Genomic DNA, 16730 nt, shown 5'->3' with positions numbered 1-16730 from the left:
GCATTCGACAAGGTCACCGAGGCTCAGCGAGGCTGGAATTTCAGCCCCGCACGCCAATACATTGATCCTATTTTTGGCTGAGCGCCGCTATCGATACTCCCGAAGCGACGAAGGTGAGTCCTGCCCTGACTGAGTCCGGGCGCCCAACCTATGAGCTGGATCAGTTGAGTTCAAACCTGGATCGCTATACTGGACACCGCCCAACATCGACTCAAGGTTTTCCCCATGACGCCTTCGCACAGCGACCAACGAGATGTAGTGATTATCGGAGGGGGTCAGTCAGCCTTGGCGGTAGCGTATTTCCTGCGCCGAACTCAACTTTCGTTCGTCATCCTCGACGCAGAGGAAGAGCCCGGTGGCGCCTGGCGGCATGGCTGGAACTCGCTGCGTTTATTCTCTCCGTCCACCTGGAGTTCGATCCCAGGCTGGATGATGCCGCCTGCGCAGGAGGGATATCCAACGCGAAATCATGTAATCGACTACCTCAACCAATATGAGCAGCGCTACCGGTTTCCTGTTGAGCGTCCGGTTCGGGTCACCGCGGTGGAGGGCACTGAATTTGGCTTACGAGTCCGTTCTGACGACAGGTATTGGGATGCCAGGGTTGTCATCAGCGCCACCGGCACCTGGAGCAATCCGTATATCCCTCACTACCCTGATGCCGAGTTATTCGCCGGTCGGCAATTGCATTCCGCGAACTATGTCGATGCACAAGCGTTTGCTGGCAAGAAGGTTTTGGTCGTGGGTGGTGGCAATTCAGGAGCGCAGATTTTGGCAGAAGTCTCCAAGGTCGCCGAGACCACTTGGGTAACCCCTGCCGAGCCGGTGTTTTTGCCTGACGACGTGGATGGACGGGTACTGTTCGAGCGCGCCACTCAGCGCTTGAAGGCCCAACAGGAGGGGCGTGTCATTGACCAGCCCGTCGGCGGGTTGGGAGACATTGTCATGGTGCCGCCAGTGCTGGAAGCCCGTGAGCGTGAAGTCCTCAAATCTGTGCGCCCCTTTGAACGCTTCACTCGCGTTGGTGTGATGTGGGCCGATGGATCTGAATCGGCAGTGGATGTGGTGATCTGGTGTACCGGGTTCAGGCCCGCCCTTCAGCATCTGGATTCGTTGGGGGTGGTCGACACTGAAGGTCGTGTTGAAGTCGACGGCACTCACTCGATCCAGGAACCAAGACTATGGCTGGTGGGCTATGGCGAATGGACAGGTTCGGCTTCCGCCACACTGATTGGTGTAACACGCACAGCACGCAGCACAGTCAATGAGATCGCGACCTTTCTTGGCGATCCGTCCGTGGCCTAGTGCGCCTGCCCCCCAGGAGTAGAGGACATGAATGAAATGATCGCGCGCTGGCCGGAGCGCAATCCCCGCCTGTTTTTAGCGGTTGCAGCGCTTGTCTGGTTGGGATTGTATGAAGCCCTGATACCCGTTTCAGAGGCTTTGGTCGCAGCGCTTCCTGTTGATCGCGAGAGCCACCTGGGAGGCGCCTTACAGTTTTTTTTCTATGACACGCCCAAGGTGCTGATGCTGTTGACCGGCATCGTGTTCTTGATGGGCATGATCAACTCCCACTTCACGCCTGAACGCACCCGCGCAATGTTGGCGGGTCGAAGCGAGGGCACGGCCAATGTCATGGCGGCCACTCTCGGTGTGTTTACCCCGTTTTGCTCGTGCTCGGCCGTTCCTCTGTTTATAGGTTTTGTTCAAGCCGGAGTGCCCCTGGGGGTGACGTTCTCTTTCCTCATTTCTGCGCCCATGGTGAATGAGGTAGCGCTGACACTGCTGCTTGGCCTGTTCGGCTGGAAAGTTGCATTGCTGTACCTCAGCCTGGGGTTGTTTATTGCGATTGTTGCCGGCTGGGTCATTGGGCGTCTGAAAATGGAGGCCTATCTGGAAGACTGGGTTCGTGATATGCCCAGGATCCAGGCAACCGCCGGGGACACGAGCATGCCGCTGTATGAGCGGATAAATGCCGGGTTCAGCAGCGTGCGTGAAATCGTCGGAAAAGTATGGCCTTACATCCTTGCCGGTATTGCCATTGGCGCAGGCATTCACGGGTATGTACCTGAGGATTTCATGGCCAGTTTCATGGGCAAGGAAGCATGGTGGTCAGTGCCACTCGCGGTTCTTATCGGCATCCCCATGTATACCAATGCCGCAGGCATCATCCCCATTGTTCAGGCACTGCTCGCAAAGGGCGCAGCGCTGGGCACGGTGCTGGCCTTTATGATGAGTGTCATCGCTCTATCCCTCCCGGAGATGGTGATCTTGCGCAAGGTGCTGAAAATTCGCCTGATAGCCACCTTCATTGGGGTCGTCGCCGTCGGTATTCTCATCGTTGGTTACGTCTTCAACTTTGCGTTGTAATCCACCTGCCGAGGTTTTTATGAAAGACATCAAGGTTCTGGGCACCGGTTGTGCAAAATGCAAATCGACAGTAGCCATCATCGAACAGGTGGCGAGTGCGAAAGGCGTCCCTGTAAAACTGGAAAAAATCGAAGACATGCAACAGATCGTCAGCTACGGGGTCATGTCCACCCCGAGTGTCGTGATTGATGGAAAGGTTGTTCACTCAGGGGGCATCCCGAGCCGTGACAAGGTTGAAGCGTGGCTTAGCGCCTAGATGGGTCGCCTCTGGACGTCCAGACACACTCGGTGAGGAGAGGCCTAAGCAGTATCCAATGCTGAATATCGCGGCGCAGAACAAAGTCTGAAAATCAACTGCGCAATGGCTGCGTCGCGTAACCCATCGCGATAAACGCTGCGCGCAACACGACAGTGGCTCAACGACTTTGAAAATTGCCGAGAGCCTGCGGCATCACTCTTGCTATCTGAAAAATCACATCAGCAGGATTCGCTCCTGCGAGGCAAAGGTGCCTGAACCCAGACGAGATCCGAGCTCGATGCCGCCAGCAGATGGGCCTGCAAGTATCTGTACGTTTGATTTTTTCGCTAAATAGCAGGCCCGCTACAAGACAGCAGTTCGAGGCTAGCGTCAGGGCGCCTTGTTTTCGATCAGACAATTACCGCCATCCACCACCAGCACTTCACCGGTGATATAGCTGGCTTCCGGAGACGCCAGAAACGCCACAGCAGCGGCAACCTCTTCTGGACGACCGGCGCGGCCGATCGGAGTGTAGGTACCGGCGCGGCTTTCCTCCTCGGTCAAGGCCCCCGTATCAATCCAGCCGGGGGCAACACTGTTGACGGTGATGCCCCGTTTACCGACTTCCAGCGCCAGGCCCATATTCATCCCCAGCATCGCTGCTTTGGCCGCACTGTAAGCCGACTCACCTGGATTGCTACCGCGTGTACCGGTTGTTGAGCTGATGTGGACGATGCGTCCGTAGCCGCGCGTCTTCATTCCAGGTAAAACCGCACGAGTCAGCAGAAAAGCGCTGGTCAGGTTGCGCGCCAGAGACAGATTCCAGGTCGCCAAATCCATGTCCGCCACTTCGACGAAGGGTTCCGGGCTGCCGACCATAGCCATACCGGCGTTATTGACCAAAATGTCGATATGTCCGAACTGCTCTTGAGCCCAATCGGCAAGCGCCTTGACCTGCAATTCGTCAGTCAGGTCGGCTGTCATCGCCCGAGCGTCTATACCCTCAGCCTGCAACTCGGCGACACGTTGCTGGATCCGCGCACTGCTGGCAGTGATCAATACACGCACGCCTTCGCGGCCCAAACGTCTGGCGATCGCCAGACCAATACCACTTTCACTGCCCGCGCCGCTGACCAGCGCGACTTGACCTTGCCACATGGGAATCGTCATCTCTCATCTCTTTTTGATCACACAATTTAAAGCACCATAGCAAAAGGGCCGATGAACGCCGGTTGTTCGAGTACTTGTGATGACAACAATGGAGGCGGTGATGGCGTTCAAACAAAGCTTGCAACAGGACTTTGAATCAGCGCCGCATCCTGTCGGCCGATCACCCCCCCTTTTGTGAGCAGCTACAGCCGGTGTAGTGAGCCGCGCTATTTATTGGCCTCGACTGCGCTCAAACCACTGCCAGGTATCTTCGAGAGATTGCTCAAAGCAATCCAGAATGGCCTGGATGTCCTTCTCGGTTGAAATGAGCGGAGGGCAAAAAGCGATCGAGTCGCCCATGCTGCGAACGATCATCCCGAGATCCTGCGCACGTGACGCCAAGTAGCGACCCAGCCGACCCACAGTCTCAAACGGCGCTTTGGTATCCCTGTCGGCCACCAGCTCAACTGCCGCTATAAGCCCCACACCACGGACCTCCCCTACCAGCGGATGTCCGATAAAGCGCCGAAGCCCATGGCGAAGCACCTCTCCCATATTGGCTGCATGCTCAACCAGATTGTCTTCCTGAATGATCTTCAGGTTTTCAAGCGCGACCGCCGTTGCGACGGGGTGTCCGCCTCCGGTGAACCCATGACCCAGGGTGCCCAGTGCGTGGCTCTGATCAGCGATGCCTTGATACACCAGGTCGTTGATCAAAATGGCTGCAATCGGCTGGTAGGACGAAGACAGTTGCTTGGACAACACCATAACGTCTGGTTTGATCCCGAACGTCTCGCTCCCGAACAGGTTGCCGGTACGACCAAAACCGCAGATCACCTCATCAGCCACAATGAGGATGTCGTGCTTGCGGCACACTTTCTGGATTTTTTCCCAATAGGTTTCAGGCGGCACAATCACACCACCCGCTCCCATCAACGGTTCCCCGTAGAAGGCCGCGATGGTTTCGGGGCCCTCTTTTTGAATCAGATCATCCAGTTCCTGAGCGAGACGATCCGCAAATTGCTCCTCGGTTTCACCCGGCTTTGCGAACCGGTAGAAGTGAGGACAGCTGACGTGGAGAAAACCAGGAAGAGGCACGTCAAAACCTCGCTGGTTCGCAGGTATCCCGGTAAGGCTTGCGCTGACGGCGGTGATGCCATGGTAGGCATTCATCCGACTGATGAATTTCTTTTTGGCCGGTTTGCCCAAAGCGTTGTTGCGGTACCACAGAAGCTTCACAACCGTGTCATTGGCTTCAGAGCCGGAGTTGGTGAAAAACACCTTATTCATTGGCACTGGCGAGAGTTCAACCAGCTTTTCTGCCAGCTCGATGCTCGGCGCATGCGCCTTGCTGGTGAACAAATGATAGAACGGCAGTGTTCGCAGCTGCTTTTGTGCAGCCTCTATCAAGCGCTGATTGCTGAAGCCCAGCGCGACACTCCACAACCCCGACATGGCCTCGATGTACTGCTTGCCTTGATTATCAAAGACGTGAACACCTTCGCCACGCTCGATGATCAATGGGCCAGCCGACTCATGAAGGCGGGCATCCGTGTAAGGATGCATATGGTATTTAACGTCTTTCTGTTCAAGCGTGAGGTTTGTCTTGTTCATGGTATGAGCCCACAGTCTGGAAGAGAGCGTTATGCCAACTCGTCAAAGCATTCGCCGATGATGTTCAGGCCTTGCTGCGACTGAGCATCGGCCCGGGGGGCCGTGCATCAATAAAAGTTCCGGGCGGCTCTCTGCGGGAGAGCCGCCGCTTCAATCCCAATCAGGCGTGTTGACGGAAAAGAAGCGTGTTTTGAACGGACATCTCGCGCCCCATTACAGCTTGATCCAGGTGGCTTTCAGCTCGGTGTACTTGTCAAACGCGTGGAGCGATTTGTCGCGACCGTTCCCCGACTGCTTGAATCCACCAAAGGGGGCGGTCATGTCGCCGCCATCGTATTGATTGATCCATACACTGCCCGCCCGCAAGGCTTTGGCCGTGAGGTGTGCCTTGGAAATATCCGCGGTCCAGATCGCAGCGGCCAAACCGTATGGGGAGTCGTTGGCGATCGAGATCGCTTCCTCGACCGAATCGAACGTGATGACCGACAGAACCGGCCCGAAGATTTCTTCCCGGGCGATTCTCATCGCGTTGCTGACACCATCGAAAATGGTGGGCTGTACGTAAGTCCCACCCGTTTCCTCAAGCACGCGCTCGCCACCGATGACCAATTTGGCACCGTCCTTGTGACCGGCCTCGATGTAGGCCAACACGTTGTTCATCTGCTGCGTGTCGACCAGGGCTCCCACGTTTGTTTCAGGATCAAGAGGATTGCCGGGCGTCCAACCTTTCAGTGCTTCGATGACCATCGGAAGGAATGTGTCTTTGATCGAACGCTCGACGAGAAGACGGGAACCGGCGGTACAAACCTCTCCCTGATTGAAGGCGATCGCACCTGCTGCGGATTCCGCTGCGGTTTGAAGATCGGCAGCGTCGGCGAAAACGATGTTGGGACTCTTGCCGCCAGCCTCCAGCCATACGCGCTTCATGTTGGATTCGCCGGAGTAGATCAAGAGTTGCTTGGCGACCCTGGTCGAGCCCGTGAAGACGATGGTATCGACGTCCATATGCAGGGCGAGCGCCTTGCCTACCGTGTGGCCATAGCCCGGCAGTACGTTCAGGACGCCCGCAGGAATGCCGGCATCGATTGCCAGTTGGGCAATACGAATGGCGGTCAGAGGCGACTTCTCCGATGGTTTGAGAATCACCGAGTTGCCCGCTGCAAGTGCAGGGCCCAACTTCCAGCACGCCATCATCAACGGAAAGTTCCACGGCACGATCGCGGCGACAACGCCGATCGGCTCGCGAGTGACCAGGCCTAACTGGTCGTGAGGTGTCGCGGCGACCTCGTCGTAAATCTTGTCAATCGCCTCACCACTCCAACGGATGGCATCAGCTGAGCAAGGAAGATCGACATTCAGTGCATCCGAAATGGGCTTGCCCATGTCGAGTGTTTCCAGGAGCGCCAGCTCCTCGGCGTTCTGATCCAGCAGATCAGCAAAACGGAGCATCGCCTGCTTCCTGGAAACGGGCGACAAACGAGACCAGACACCAGCGTCAAATGTGGCGCGGGCGACTTTTACTGCGTGATCCGCATCGGCGGCATCGCAGCTGGCAACGTTGGCGAGAAAGCGCCCGTCGACCGGACTGACGCACTCAAAAACAGCTTCTGCCGCAGCGCTCACATACGCGCCATTCACGAACGCGCGCCCTTCAATCTTCAGCTGTGCAGATTTGGTTTCCCAATCGCTCAAAGTTAACGGTTGCATGGTTGTCCTCAGGTTTCACGATTGATGGCCCAGGTCGAGCTCGCTGAATTCGTAGGCTGGGTCAGGGTTGAATGGGTGTTTCAGATAGCGGCTAAAAAATCCTGAAGCAGCAGGCGACAGTTGGCTCGATTAGCGGCCTCCTTCTCCTGAATCTCCGCGCGCATACGCTCTGGCAGATCTCCGGCAGAGGCCAGAAAGCGCTGCCCCTCCTCGGTATTGCGCCAGTAGTGCGTCCAGGTATCGAACATCTGTGCGTCAATTTCCGGATGGAACTGCACCCCCATGGACTTGCCTTTGCGGTAGGCCTGGGGGGCCAGATCGGTTTTCGCCAACAAGGTTGAGCCGGGGGGCGGCGTGAAGGCGTCAAAGTGGAAATTGAGCCAGGGGCCCTTGTGTGCCCACTGCGCCTGAAGTGTCTGGACTTCAGTCCAACCGATTTCTGCGGTGGAGTTTCGATAGACCTGACCACCCAGCGCGCGGGCGAGCAACTGGCTGCCAAAGCAGATTCCAAGCGTCGGCACGCCTCGCTCCTGAACAGACTTCAGCCATTTCAGCTCGGCGTCCAACCAGGGCAATCGATGGTCATAGGCCGATTCAGGGCTGCCCATCACAACAACGATGTCGAGCGTTTCAGGCGCTGGCAGGGCCTGGCTGATGGATACAATTTCCAGATCCATACCCTGCTCGCTGAAGAGCTCGGGCAGGCTGCCAGGGACATCAGTATCGGAATGAACAATTGCAATGGCGCGCGGCGACTTCATAAGCAAATCCTGATCGAATCTTAATACTTATGAAACCATATCTTAAAGTAAATTAGATGCCAAGCAGCTTTTTACGCCCTCATCAGGTAGTTTTCCACTCTAAACAGCCAAATTCTTATGCGATTCGTGCCATGCAATGGCAAAAACGAGCCCGCCAGCCCCCCATAAAACGAAAATTCCCCTTGAAAGATATGAAACCATATTTTAAATTGAATTCGTAATGCGACTCCGGCGAGATACCAGACCCACGCAGGTAATGGCCCGCACCGCCCGTCAACCTTCGCAGTTGACCCGTGCGAATCGCGAGCAGCTCGCCTCTTCTAATAACGATCGAAGGTGTCCAAATGTCTTCCAGTCTCCCTACTACGCTCGAAGCTGCGCCCTACCTGGATGTGGCCAACCCTTCCTTTTCAATGCGCTCGAAGGAAGTGATTGATGCGCGAGAAAAAAGCTGGTTTGCACGGACGCCTTATGGCATCGCAGTGCTTCGCTACGACGAAGTCAACGCGCTGATTCGAGACCAGCGTCTTCGCCAGGGGAGCTACGCATGGCCTGCGCACAATAAGGCAACAGGAAGTTTTGCCGACTGGTGGATTCGGATGCTGCTGAGTCGCGAAGGCGCCGATCACTCCCGCCTTCGCCGCCTTGCGAACCCTGCTTTTGCACCGAAGCTCGTACGCAAGCTCACGCCTGTATTTCAGGACATGGCCAACGAAATCATTGATGGATTCTCGAAGAAAGGCACCTGCGAATTCGTCGCCGACTTTTCTGAGCCATACGCCACTCAAGTCATCTGCGCCCTCCTCGGCTTACCGCGCAGCGAGTGGCGAGGGCTGGCTCAGCTGGCGGTGGACATGGGCCTGGCGCTGGGCGTGACGTTCAAGCAGGACGAAGCAAAGATCAACGCCGCGACCGACAAGCTGTTCGGTTATGCCGCCATGGCGGTTGAAGCCCTGAAGAAGAACGGCCTGGGCGATGACTTTCTCAGCCTGCTGGTTAAAGCCAACGAAGAAGACAAAACCGCGCTGAGCGATCAAGAACTGTACGACATGATCGTTCTCGCCATTTTCGGCGGTATCGACACCACGCGTAACCAGATCGCTTTGGCCATGGACATGTTCGTCCAGCACCCGGACCAGTGGAAACTGCTGGGTGAAGATCCTGAGCTGGCAAGGGCTGCTGTCGAAGAAGTCATGCGCGTGCGCCCGACCGTGACATGGGTGACCCGCGAAGCGCTGGAGGATTTCAACTACCAAGGACTGGATATCAAAAAGGGCACGACGGTTCACCTGTTCAGCCAGGCGGCCGGTACCGATCCGACCGTCTTCGAAAATCCCGGGTTCGATATCACGGCCAAACGACAGGCGCACTTCGGTTTTGGCGCAGGCGCTCACCACTGCATCGGTCACTTCATTGCTCGCGGCGACATGACAGAAGCCTTGGCGCTTCTTGCAAAACGCATCAAAAACCCTCGCTTCAATGGCGAAGTGCAATGGCTGCCGGATAGCGGAAACACGGGCCCTATTGCGATGCCCATGGCGTTCGATCCAGAGGTCTGATCATGAGCACTCCAACCATTGCGATCATCGGGTCGGGCCCCTCGGGCTGCTTCATGGCTCAAGCACTTCGACGTGAATGGCCGGACGCAGAGATCACGCTGATTGAACGACTGCCCGTTCCATACGGTTTGGTCCGCTACGGTGTGGCGCCTGACCACCCGGGCACGAAGGCAGTGACCCGGCAATTCGAAAGAATGTTTGAACGCGAGAAAATCCGGTTTCTGGGTAACGTTCATGTGGGCACCGAACTACCCCTGGCAGATCTGCGTGCCGCTTACGACATCGTGGTGGTTGCGACGGGCCTGTATGGCGATCGGAAACTGGGCGTACCGGGGGATGCGTTGAATCACATCTACGGCGCCGGACAGGTCACTCGCTTCCTGAACGATCACCCGGACGAAGAAGCGTTTTTGCCACGCTTTGGCGCTCGCCCAATCATCGTGGGCAACGGCAACGTTGCCATCGACGTGCTGCGACTGCTGGTCAAAAAGGGCGAAGAGTTTCATGGCTCGGACTTGTCCCACGAAGCACTGACACACCTGGCGAGCAGCCCGATAGAACACATCGATGTCGTAGGTCGATCGCCAGCTGCATTGGCAAAATTCGACACGGTGATGATCAAAGAACTCGCCAAACTCGCCAATGTGCAATTCGAGTTTCACGACGAGTTCGATCTCGAATCGATTGAGGATCCGCTTGCCAGGGCCAAAATAGAAGCACTGCTCGGGCTTGCCAGGGCCAAGATGGAAACACTGCTCGCGCTGGCCACGTCAGAAGTCGAGCCGGACACCAGCAAAAAATCGGTGACATTCCATTTTGGCTGGGCGCCCGTTCGCGTGGCCGGTGTCGACCATGTTGCAGGCCTGGTGCTGAAAGACACGCAAAACCCCGACCGTCAGCAAAGCATTCCCGCGACAAGCATCATCACTGCGATTGGATTTGAAGAGCGCCCGGAACTCGATCTGTGCCGCACGGATTTATCACGCCAGGGCTCCGATCTGGCGAACGGCTTTCTGGATGACGGCCTGTATTGCACCGGCTGGTTCCGCCGAGGCCCCACGGGCACGATCCCGGACAATCGAGCGGATGCCAAACACGTGGCCGACAACATCGTACAGGCCGTGAAGTCGGGCGCCCTGGGCCTTGGGAAACCAGGTTACTCGGCGATAGCAGAGGCGATCAAAAGCACGACTGTTTGCTACGAAGACTGGAAGCGCATCGATACGGCCGAACTCAAAAATGCCCCTTATGGCCGCGCGCGCCGAAAATTCCGCAACAAGGTTGCCATGTTGGGCGCAGCCCAGTCCCATCAAGCAGGAGAAAACAATAAATGAACATTCAAGTCCTCTACGGCACAGAAACCGGTAACGCTGAAATGGTCGCCGACGATATCGTCGATGCACTCAGCGCAGACGTGAGCATCGAAAGCACCGACATGTCTAAATTCTCAGTCACCGATCTGTCGCCAGACGTGTTCTATTTCATCGTGTGCTCGACCTATGGCGACGGCGAACTTCCGCATTCCGCTCAGCCTTTCTTCGAAGCGCTCAACAGTGAACAACCCAACCTCTGCGGTCTCAAGTTCGCGCTGTTTGGCCTGGGTGACAGCTTCTACGAAACCTTCAACCGCGGCAGCGAGATCGTTGCACAGACGCTGACTCGGCTGGGAGCCAAACAGGTGGGGGAACGAGGGGTGCATGACGCCAGCGCAGGACAACTTCCCGGTGACATTGCAATGCCTTGGGCTAAAGCGGTTCTATCAGGACTGTGAACACTACGACCGGCACAATGGCGACTTCGTGAACCAGCGCCTTCACGGCGCTGCCTGAATCACCGTCGTCATGTGCAGCCCTACGATTCATGAGGTGAAATATGTCTCAACAGCCATTGCGGATTTGTATTCTGGAAAACGGACGAACACCCGACGACTTGATCGATGAGTTTGGGTCGTACCCGAAAATGATCGACAAGTGGCTATCCCCTTATCTTCCGGAAGCCACGTTCACCTACCTGTCGCCAGTGCGTGGAGAAAAGCTCCCGGCCCCGGATGACTTCGATGGTTTTATCCTCACCGGGTCGAAACACAGCACCTACGAGCGAAGTCCCTGGATGGTTGGCCTGATCGCACTCCTTCAACAGTTGAGACAGAAACGAATTCCGGTTTTCGGGATTTGCTTTGGCCACCAAATCATGGCGGATGCGTACGGCGGCCTGAACGCAAAATCAAGCAAGGGATGGGGCGTCGGCTCTCAGCAATACAACTATGAGACGCCCGAACTTCCAGGACGCATTGCCTCATTTGTCTTCCATCAAGATCAGGTTCAGAAGGTTCCGCCAGAAGCGACCCGCATAGGTGGATCAGCTCACTGTGAAAACGGTGTCTTCGCCTATTCCTTTCCGGCGATCTCCGTTCAGTACCATCCTGAGTTTTCAGCGGAATACATCCAGGCACTGGCAAAAAAATTTCGCGGCGATCTTCTAAGCGACTACGTGTCGGCCAACGCCCTGGATTCCATTGCTCATTTACCCGTCGATGCGTCTCCTGTAGCGAAATGGGTCGCGGACTTCTTTCGCACCCATTGTACGCAGTAAGCATCACCCAACCGATTAACCTATGGGCCTGTATGTATAGGCCCTTTTTTTTGCCATCCCCCTTTATAAGCGCCTGATCTCACGTCGTAAAGGTCGCTATTTATTCGTTTTACCTTATAAAAAACTAAAAAAACCGCACGAAACAACCTTAAAAATCGGCGATTTCAAAATTTAACGCTTGAAAGATATAAAACCATATCTTAAATTAAATGCGTCCCTGCCAGGTGCCATGTGCCAGCCGTCAGAGCAGGAATACAACAAGAATGTGCTGCTGCCATGCCTTGCCCATGCAGCGCCAGGAGAACTCGAATGACTGCGTTAGACCTGCACAGAGAATTCAACACCAGCTCCCAAGCATCCCTGGAACTGGCCAAACGCATCAAAGATGCCGGCGTCGAATACCTCTACTACCAAGTTGTCACCCTCTCCGGTCGCGTCATCGCCAAGGTCGTGCCGGCGAAACACCTGCTGCGCAACCTTGAGAAAGGCGTGCAATTCCATCGCACGGCCGTCTCGGATCTTCAAACGACCCGTACTGGCGAACTGCTGGGCGGGGGCGCACAAGCGGCTGAGTTCACCGCCATCCCGGACATTAATAGCTTCAACATTCTTCCGTGGGACAAATCCATTGGTTCGTTCTTCTGCCGTATGTACGAGCCGGATCACCGCCTCGAAAACGGCGGCGCCCCACTGGGCACCGATGCTCGTGGACACTTGATCCGTTCGCATGAAGCCTTCATCAAGGAAACCGGTTTCCGTATGAAATCGGGCTGCGAGCCAGAGATGACCTGGTTCGGCGACAAGCTGGAAGTTCAAGTGCGCCCAGGTGCAAGCCCGGCCTACCACATGGGCAACCTCGAGCTGATGCGCCCTATCTACAAGCGCGTCATGGAATATGCGATCTCCATGGGCCTGGACATGATCGAAGGCGATTACGAGGACCCAGGCCAGCTCGAACTCAACTGGATGTTTGACTCCTGTGAACTGACTGCAGACCGACTGATGACCTATCGCTTGATCTGTCGCCAGGTCGCGAGTGAATTCGGTGTCAAGGCGAGCTTCATGCCGAAGCCGAGCACCGGCAGCATGGGTAACGGCTGCCACCATAACGTCAGCTTGTGGAAAGACGACCGTAACGTTCTGGCTGAACCCGGTCGACGTGAACTGCACCTGACTGAAACAGGCATGCATGCCTTGGGTGGCATGCTCGCTCACGCTCCTGGCTCCATGATGATCATGGCGTCGACCGTGAACTCCTATAAACGCTTCTGGGATATCGGCCAATTCGCTCCAACTCGAATCAACTGGGGCATGGACAACAAAACCTGCACCGTGCGCCTGTCCGCCAACGGTCGTCTGGAGTACAAGCTTCCCGATGCCAGCGTGAACCCCTACCTCTCGCACACCGTGCTTCTGGCCGGCATGCTGGATGGTCTTCGCAACAAGACAAGCCCAGGCCCGTCCGAGTCCAAAGACAGCTATGTCGACGGCGGCGAGTCGGTGGGGATTCCTCTCACCCTGGGTGACGCCGTTGCAGCATTTGATCGCGATGAAGTCGTACGCAATGCATTCCCTGCAGAACTGTCCAGTCTCTATCGCGAACTGAAGGCCGATGAATGGGCTCGCTCTTGCGGCGTAGTGACCGACTGGGAACGCAAAATGTACCTGGACTACCTGCCATGATCGACAAAGCCCTCCAAGCACCAAAATTGCGAATGATTTGTGCAGACCTCCCTGCTCCACCGCTTTTCTGGAGAGACGACAACGGTTTCCGACACGGCTACGAATCCGATCTGGGCAGGCTGCTGGCCCAAACATTGGGCCTGCCTTTTCAGTTCGCCTATCAGAACTGGGCCGATTTTTATCCCGCGCTACAGACTGGGGAAGGCGAGGTCATTTTGTGCGGTCAGGGCATTTCCGCTCATCGCAAGACATTGGCCGACTTCACTGAGCCGTACGCGGTATTCGATGAAGCCGTGATGATTCGACGTGGCTCAAATCTGCGATCCCCATCAGACCTGAAGGGCAAGAAAGTCGGTGCGATTGCCCAAAGCTTGAACATGGCACTGGCCGAAACGTTCACCGGCTGCATCTGCGTGCCTTTCGGCGGGGATAGCGACGATGTTTTGGGTGACATGGTCAGCGCGCTACGCGACGGAATTATCGATGCATTCGTGGACGACGACGTCGCGCTGGTTCCGCTTGCCGAGGAACCGGACCTGGAAATCGGGTTCAGTGTTCCCACTCAAAACCAATGGGGCATTGCGGTCAAAAAGGGAAATGAGGCTTGGCTCGCCCACGTCAATGAGGCCCTTGCGACGATCAAATCGAACGGCCAACTGGAACAACTTTGGCGCAAATGGATGCCTTCGCTGAGCTACCCCTTCGGGACCCGTTGAGAAACAGCACTCACCCTGTATCTCAGCTTGTCTACTCGGCGTTATCACCCGAGTTTTTGGCCGCACCTGTCGAGGGGGCGGCCTTTTTTTTAAAATTTAATTTGAGAGGTTTTAGCGCGAAGTGCCGGCTGAGTCTGGTAAATTGAGGCCATGAGACACAACCATTTGGGAGGATTGGCAGATCAATTGAGCTCGCCCGAGCAACATTCACTGCCGATGGATGATGAACAACAACTCCAGTGCAAGAACAGCCTCGTTCATGAGGTTGCGACAAGAAGGCCGGACAGAAGAAGTCGTTCGCAGATTAATTGAAGTGATCGACCTGGGGCTTTTCGCCGAAGGCGAGCAATTGCCAAGCGAAAACGAACTGGCCATGCAGTTCGGGGTAGCGACCGTAACACTGCGTGAAGCCTTGGCCTACCTTCGCGAACGCCGTGTCATCGAGACAAAGAGAGGCCGTAACGGCGGAAGCTTCGTATGCCCCGCCATTGAACTCCCGGAAGTTCATTTGCGTACTCGCCTTGCCGATATGAGCGCGCTGGAACTACGCGATCTCTGCGACGAACATGTTGCCATCTCGGGGGCCGCGGCTCGACTCGCCGCCAAGCGCTCCTCATCGGAGCATCATGCCAAGTTACAGCACTACATTGATGCGCTAGGCGATGCGACAACCCGAACAGAACGGCGCCGTGCCGACGCGCGATTCCATATAGAGATTGCCGTTGCCGCGCAGTCAGTAAGACTGACCCACGCAGAAATGAGCCTTCAGGCAGAAATCGGCGAGTTGATGTGGATCCCCGGAGAAGGCTCCATAACGCCCGAAGCGGCCCAATCAGAACACCGAGCGATTGCCGATGCGATCATGGCAAATGATCCCAATCTTGCAGGTGCATTGGCAGAAGCGCATGTCACGCGCGGCATCAAAAGGCTCATAGATCTGAGATTAGATCTTTTATCCGAGATAGCCTAGAAAATGGCATGCGCCTTGCTCCTTCTCCCGTAAGCGGCTTTTTGATGCGAAGTGGGTGGAAGCTACTCACGGCATCAAGCTGAAACTGCGTTACGAGAATGCAACAGGGGCCCAACATCATGCCAGTACCACTTTTTCGCACCGACGCAGACGACTGCGCCGCTAGCATCAATGCTTCGATCGGTAACGTTTTCGACCAGTTGACGATCCTGGCAAACGAAGTCGTGGAGATTTGGAGACGTGAGGCTGCGCTGGGCAAGAAGCCCTCATCCAAAGACCTGGCCGTGCTTAAACCAAAAATCGATGCACAGCTCCAGGGCTCCAAATCATGCATTCACGGCACTGGCGTTGTGCTTGAGCCGGGAGAGCTGGAAGACTGCGAGATGTACCTTGAGTGGTGGAGAATGGGGGCTGCGGGCAAGGTCGTACCCATGACCCTCAACTTCAATCGCCGCAGCGAAAGCTTCTACAACTACCAGAGCATGCAGTGGTTTGCTCGCCCGAAAAATACAGGAAGCAATGTTGTCATAGGCCCTTACGTCGATCTTTACGGGGCCGATACGTACATATTGACCTTCTCCCTGCCTATCCACGTTGATGGTCGTTTCGTGGGTATCGCCGGTGCGGACATCGCCTTGCATAAGTTCGAACGAATCCTGCTTTCCAGCCTGATCAAAATGGAAAACGAAGCCCTGATCGTATCCGAGGAAGGTCGCGTCATTGCTGCCAACACGGCCAATTGGACGGTCGGAGATATGGCTCATCACGCAATGAATCGCCAGGAAACAGGTTGTCGGGTTATCGAACTCGGCGAAGCCGCTGCGCACTGGTCGCTGGTGCAGCGCCCCTGCAAGCGAAAACACCGAGGCGCGGCATAAGCCGACACATTTCGCCGTAGAGAGGCTCAAGCCTCTCTACGCAGCACGAAACCCTTTTCGCCCCACCTCTTCCAAATCATTCAGTGCCTCGATCAAGCGCATGGTTGGCCCCATTGCTCATCGAGACATGCTCCAGCGCCGCCGGATCCACGCCATCCAGACAACCTATGTTGTAGCCGCATTGGGTCGGATCGGAGCGCCTCACGTTATGCGTGTAGATACCGCATCGAGAACAGAAGTAATGGCACGCAACGCCCGTATGGAAACGATAGGCCGTCAGAACATCCGCACCCTGGGTGATGCGTATGCCGGATAGCGCTACAGTCCCCATCACTGCGCCTTTGCGCCTGCAGAGCGAACAGTTGCATCGCTTGGGGTCGACCACCCCATCAGGAAGATCCAGCTCAAACACCACCGCGCCGCAATGGCAGGATGCGGTATGGGTCGGCTGGATGATGGTTTTACCAATACGTTTTATCATCGCGAAACACCG

General features: G+C 56.0%; 16 protein-coding genes. 11 read left to right on the top strand and 5 right to left on the bottom strand.

The genetic code is table 11. The features are described 5' to 3' along the window. Positions 1–225 precede the first annotated feature (225 nt). From AC1Q6D_RS12150 to AC1Q6D_RS12140, 3 genes are read left to right on the top strand one after another with little or no spacing between them, the layout of a single operon-like run. Positions 226–1305 carry an ArsO family NAD(P)H-dependent flavin-containing monooxygenase gene (locus AC1Q6D_RS12150; protein WP_103405154.1) on the top strand — a complete coding sequence of 360 codons (1080 nt, stop codon included), beginning with the start codon at positions 226–228 and terminating at the stop codon, positions 1303–1305. A 27-nt stretch (positions 1306–1332) separates the two neighbouring features. Then, positions 1333–2370, top strand: a complete 1038-nt coding sequence (locus AC1Q6D_RS12145; RefSeq protein ID WP_103405153.1) for a permease — start codon at positions 1333–1335, stop codon at positions 2368–2370. 19 nt (positions 2371–2389) lie between these two features. Further along, positions 2390–2626: a thioredoxin family protein gene (locus tag AC1Q6D_RS12140; RefSeq protein WP_103405152.1), complete on the top strand. Its 237-nt coding sequence runs from the start codon at positions 2390–2392 to the stop codon at positions 2624–2626. A gap of 372 nt (positions 2627–2998) precedes the next feature. On the opposite strand, the gene AC1Q6D_RS12135 is transcribed toward AC1Q6D_RS12140, so the two are convergent. The 4 genes from AC1Q6D_RS12135 to AC1Q6D_RS12120 all read right to left on the bottom strand — a co-directional run bounded on the left by AC1Q6D_RS12135 (position 2999) and on the right by AC1Q6D_RS12120 (position 7839). Then, positions 2999–3778 carry an SDR family NAD(P)-dependent oxidoreductase gene (locus AC1Q6D_RS12135; protein ID WP_103405151.1) on the bottom strand — a complete coding sequence of 260 codons (780 nt, stop codon included), beginning with the start codon at positions 3776–3778 and terminating at the stop codon, positions 2999–3001. A 210-nt stretch (positions 3779–3988) separates the two neighbouring features. After that, positions 3989–5371: an aspartate aminotransferase family protein gene (locus AC1Q6D_RS12130; protein WP_103405150.1), complete on the bottom strand. Its 1383-nt coding sequence runs from the start codon at positions 5369–5371 to the stop codon at positions 3989–3991. 213 nt (positions 5372–5584) lie between these two features. Next, complete coding sequence (locus tag AC1Q6D_RS12125) at positions 5585–7078, bottom strand: aldehyde dehydrogenase (RefSeq protein ID WP_103406602.1); 1494 nt, start codon at positions 7076–7078, stop codon at positions 5585–5587. A gap of 80 nt (positions 7079–7158) precedes the next feature. Next, entirely contained in the window at positions 7159–7839 is a 681-nt protein-coding gene (locus tag AC1Q6D_RS12120) for a type 1 glutamine amidotransferase (protein ID WP_103406601.1), read from the bottom strand. A gap of 293 nt (positions 7840–8132) precedes the next feature. On the opposite strand from AC1Q6D_RS12120, the gene AC1Q6D_RS12115 reads away from it, so the two are divergent. The 8 genes from AC1Q6D_RS12115 (at position 8133) to AC1Q6D_RS12080 (ending at position 16237) form a co-directional block, all read left to right on the top strand. Continuing rightward, on the top strand, positions 8133–9398 hold the full coding sequence (locus AC1Q6D_RS12115) for a cytochrome P450 (protein WP_492618468.1): 1266 nt from the start codon (positions 8133–8135) through the stop codon (positions 9396–9398). A 2-nt stretch (positions 9399–9400) separates the two neighbouring features. Further along, positions 9401–10732 carry an FAD-dependent oxidoreductase gene (locus AC1Q6D_RS12110; RefSeq protein ID WP_103406599.1) on the top strand — a complete coding sequence of 444 codons (1332 nt, stop codon included), beginning with the start codon at positions 9401–9403 and terminating at the stop codon, positions 10730–10732. Next, on the top strand, positions 10729–11169 hold the full coding sequence (locus AC1Q6D_RS12105) for a flavodoxin domain-containing protein (RefSeq protein ID WP_047526603.1): 441 nt from the start codon (positions 10729–10731) through the stop codon (positions 11167–11169). The genes AC1Q6D_RS12110 and AC1Q6D_RS12105 overlap by 4 nt, the downstream gene beginning before the upstream one ends. Before the next feature lie 101 nt (positions 11170–11270). Then, entirely contained in the window at positions 11271–11990 is a 720-nt protein-coding gene (locus AC1Q6D_RS12100; protein ID WP_103406598.1) for a type 1 glutamine amidotransferase, read from the top strand. Between the two features lie 309 nt (positions 11991–12299). Then, complete coding sequence (locus AC1Q6D_RS12095; RefSeq protein WP_103406597.1) at positions 12300–13673, top strand: glutamine synthetase family protein; 1374 nt, start codon at positions 12300–12302, stop codon at positions 13671–13673. Continuing rightward, entirely contained in the window at positions 13670–14389 is a 720-nt protein-coding gene (locus AC1Q6D_RS12090; RefSeq protein ID WP_103406596.1) for a substrate-binding periplasmic protein, read from the top strand. The genes AC1Q6D_RS12095 and AC1Q6D_RS12090 overlap by 4 nt, the downstream gene beginning before the upstream one ends. Before the next feature lie 223 nt (positions 14390–14612). Then, positions 14613–15359, top strand: coding sequence for a FadR/GntR family transcriptional regulator (locus AC1Q6D_RS12085; protein ID WP_103406605.1), 747 nt, complete (start codon positions 14613–14615; stop codon positions 15357–15359). Between the two features lie 119 nt (positions 15360–15478). Then, the gene (locus AC1Q6D_RS12080; protein WP_244159914.1) at positions 15479–16237 is read left to right on the top strand and encodes a cache domain-containing protein; all 759 of its coding nucleotides are present in this window, start codon (positions 15479–15481) and stop codon (positions 16235–16237) included. A gap of 76 nt (positions 16238–16313) precedes the next feature. On the opposite strand, the gene AC1Q6D_RS12075 is transcribed toward AC1Q6D_RS12080, so the two are convergent. Next, positions 16314–16718, bottom strand: coding sequence for a GFA family protein (locus tag AC1Q6D_RS12075; protein WP_103406595.1), 405 nt, complete (start codon positions 16716–16718; stop codon positions 16314–16316). Between the last annotated feature and the right edge of the window lie 12 nt (positions 16719–16730).

This window comes from Pseudomonas sp. MT92, assembly GCF_058792515.1.
The sequence above is the reverse complement of the archived record's forward strand: the minus strand, read 5'-3'. Positions and strand labels throughout refer to the sequence as shown.

Bases quoted from the DNA above. Each gene is read 5' to 3' on its own strand.
- AC1Q6D_RS12150 (WP_103405154.1), top strand. From the start codon at position 226: ATGACGCCTTCGCACAGCGACCAACGAGATGTAGTGATTATCGGAGGG.
- AC1Q6D_RS12145 (WP_103405153.1), top strand. From the start codon at position 1,333: ATGAATGAAATGATCGCGCGCTGGCCGGAGCGCAATCCCCGCCTGTTT.
- AC1Q6D_RS12140 (WP_103405152.1), top strand. From the start codon at position 2,390: ATGAAAGACATCAAGGTTCTGGGCACCGGTTGTGCAAAATGCAAATCG.
- AC1Q6D_RS12135 (WP_103405151.1), bottom strand. From the start codon at position 3,778: ATGACGATTCCCATGTGGCAAGGTCAAGTCGCGCTGGTCAGCGGCGCG.
- AC1Q6D_RS12130 (WP_103405150.1), bottom strand. From the start codon at position 5,371: ATGAACAAGACAAACCTCACGCTTGAACAGAAAGACGTTAAATACCAT.
- AC1Q6D_RS12125 (WP_103406602.1), bottom strand. From the start codon at position 7,078: ATGCAACCGTTAACTTTGAGCGATTGGGAAACCAAATCTGCACAGCTG.
- AC1Q6D_RS12120 (WP_103406601.1), bottom strand. From the start codon at position 7,839: ATGAAGTCGCCGCGCGCCATTGCAATTGTTCATTCCGATACTGATGTC.
- AC1Q6D_RS12110 (WP_103406599.1), top strand. From the start codon at position 9,401: ATGAGCACTCCAACCATTGCGATCATCGGGTCGGGCCCCTCGGGCTGC.
- AC1Q6D_RS12105 (WP_047526603.1), top strand. From the start codon at position 10,729: ATGAACATTCAAGTCCTCTACGGCACAGAAACCGGTAACGCTGAAATG.
- AC1Q6D_RS12100 (WP_103406598.1), top strand. From the start codon at position 11,271: ATGTCTCAACAGCCATTGCGGATTTGTATTCTGGAAAACGGACGAACA.
- AC1Q6D_RS12095 (WP_103406597.1), top strand. From the start codon at position 12,300: ATGACTGCGTTAGACCTGCACAGAGAATTCAACACCAGCTCCCAAGCA.
- AC1Q6D_RS12090 (WP_103406596.1), top strand. From the start codon at position 13,670: ATGATCGACAAAGCCCTCCAAGCACCAAAATTGCGAATGATTTGTGCA.
- AC1Q6D_RS12085 (WP_103406605.1), top strand. From the start codon at position 14,613: ATGAACAACAACTCCAGTGCAAGAACAGCCTCGTTCATGAGGTTGCGA.
- AC1Q6D_RS12080 (WP_244159914.1), top strand. From the start codon at position 15,479: ATGCCAGTACCACTTTTTCGCACCGACGCAGACGACTGCGCCGCTAGC.
- AC1Q6D_RS12075 (WP_103406595.1), bottom strand. From the start codon at position 16,718: ATGATAAAACGTATTGGTAAAACCATCATCCAGCCGACCCATACCGCA.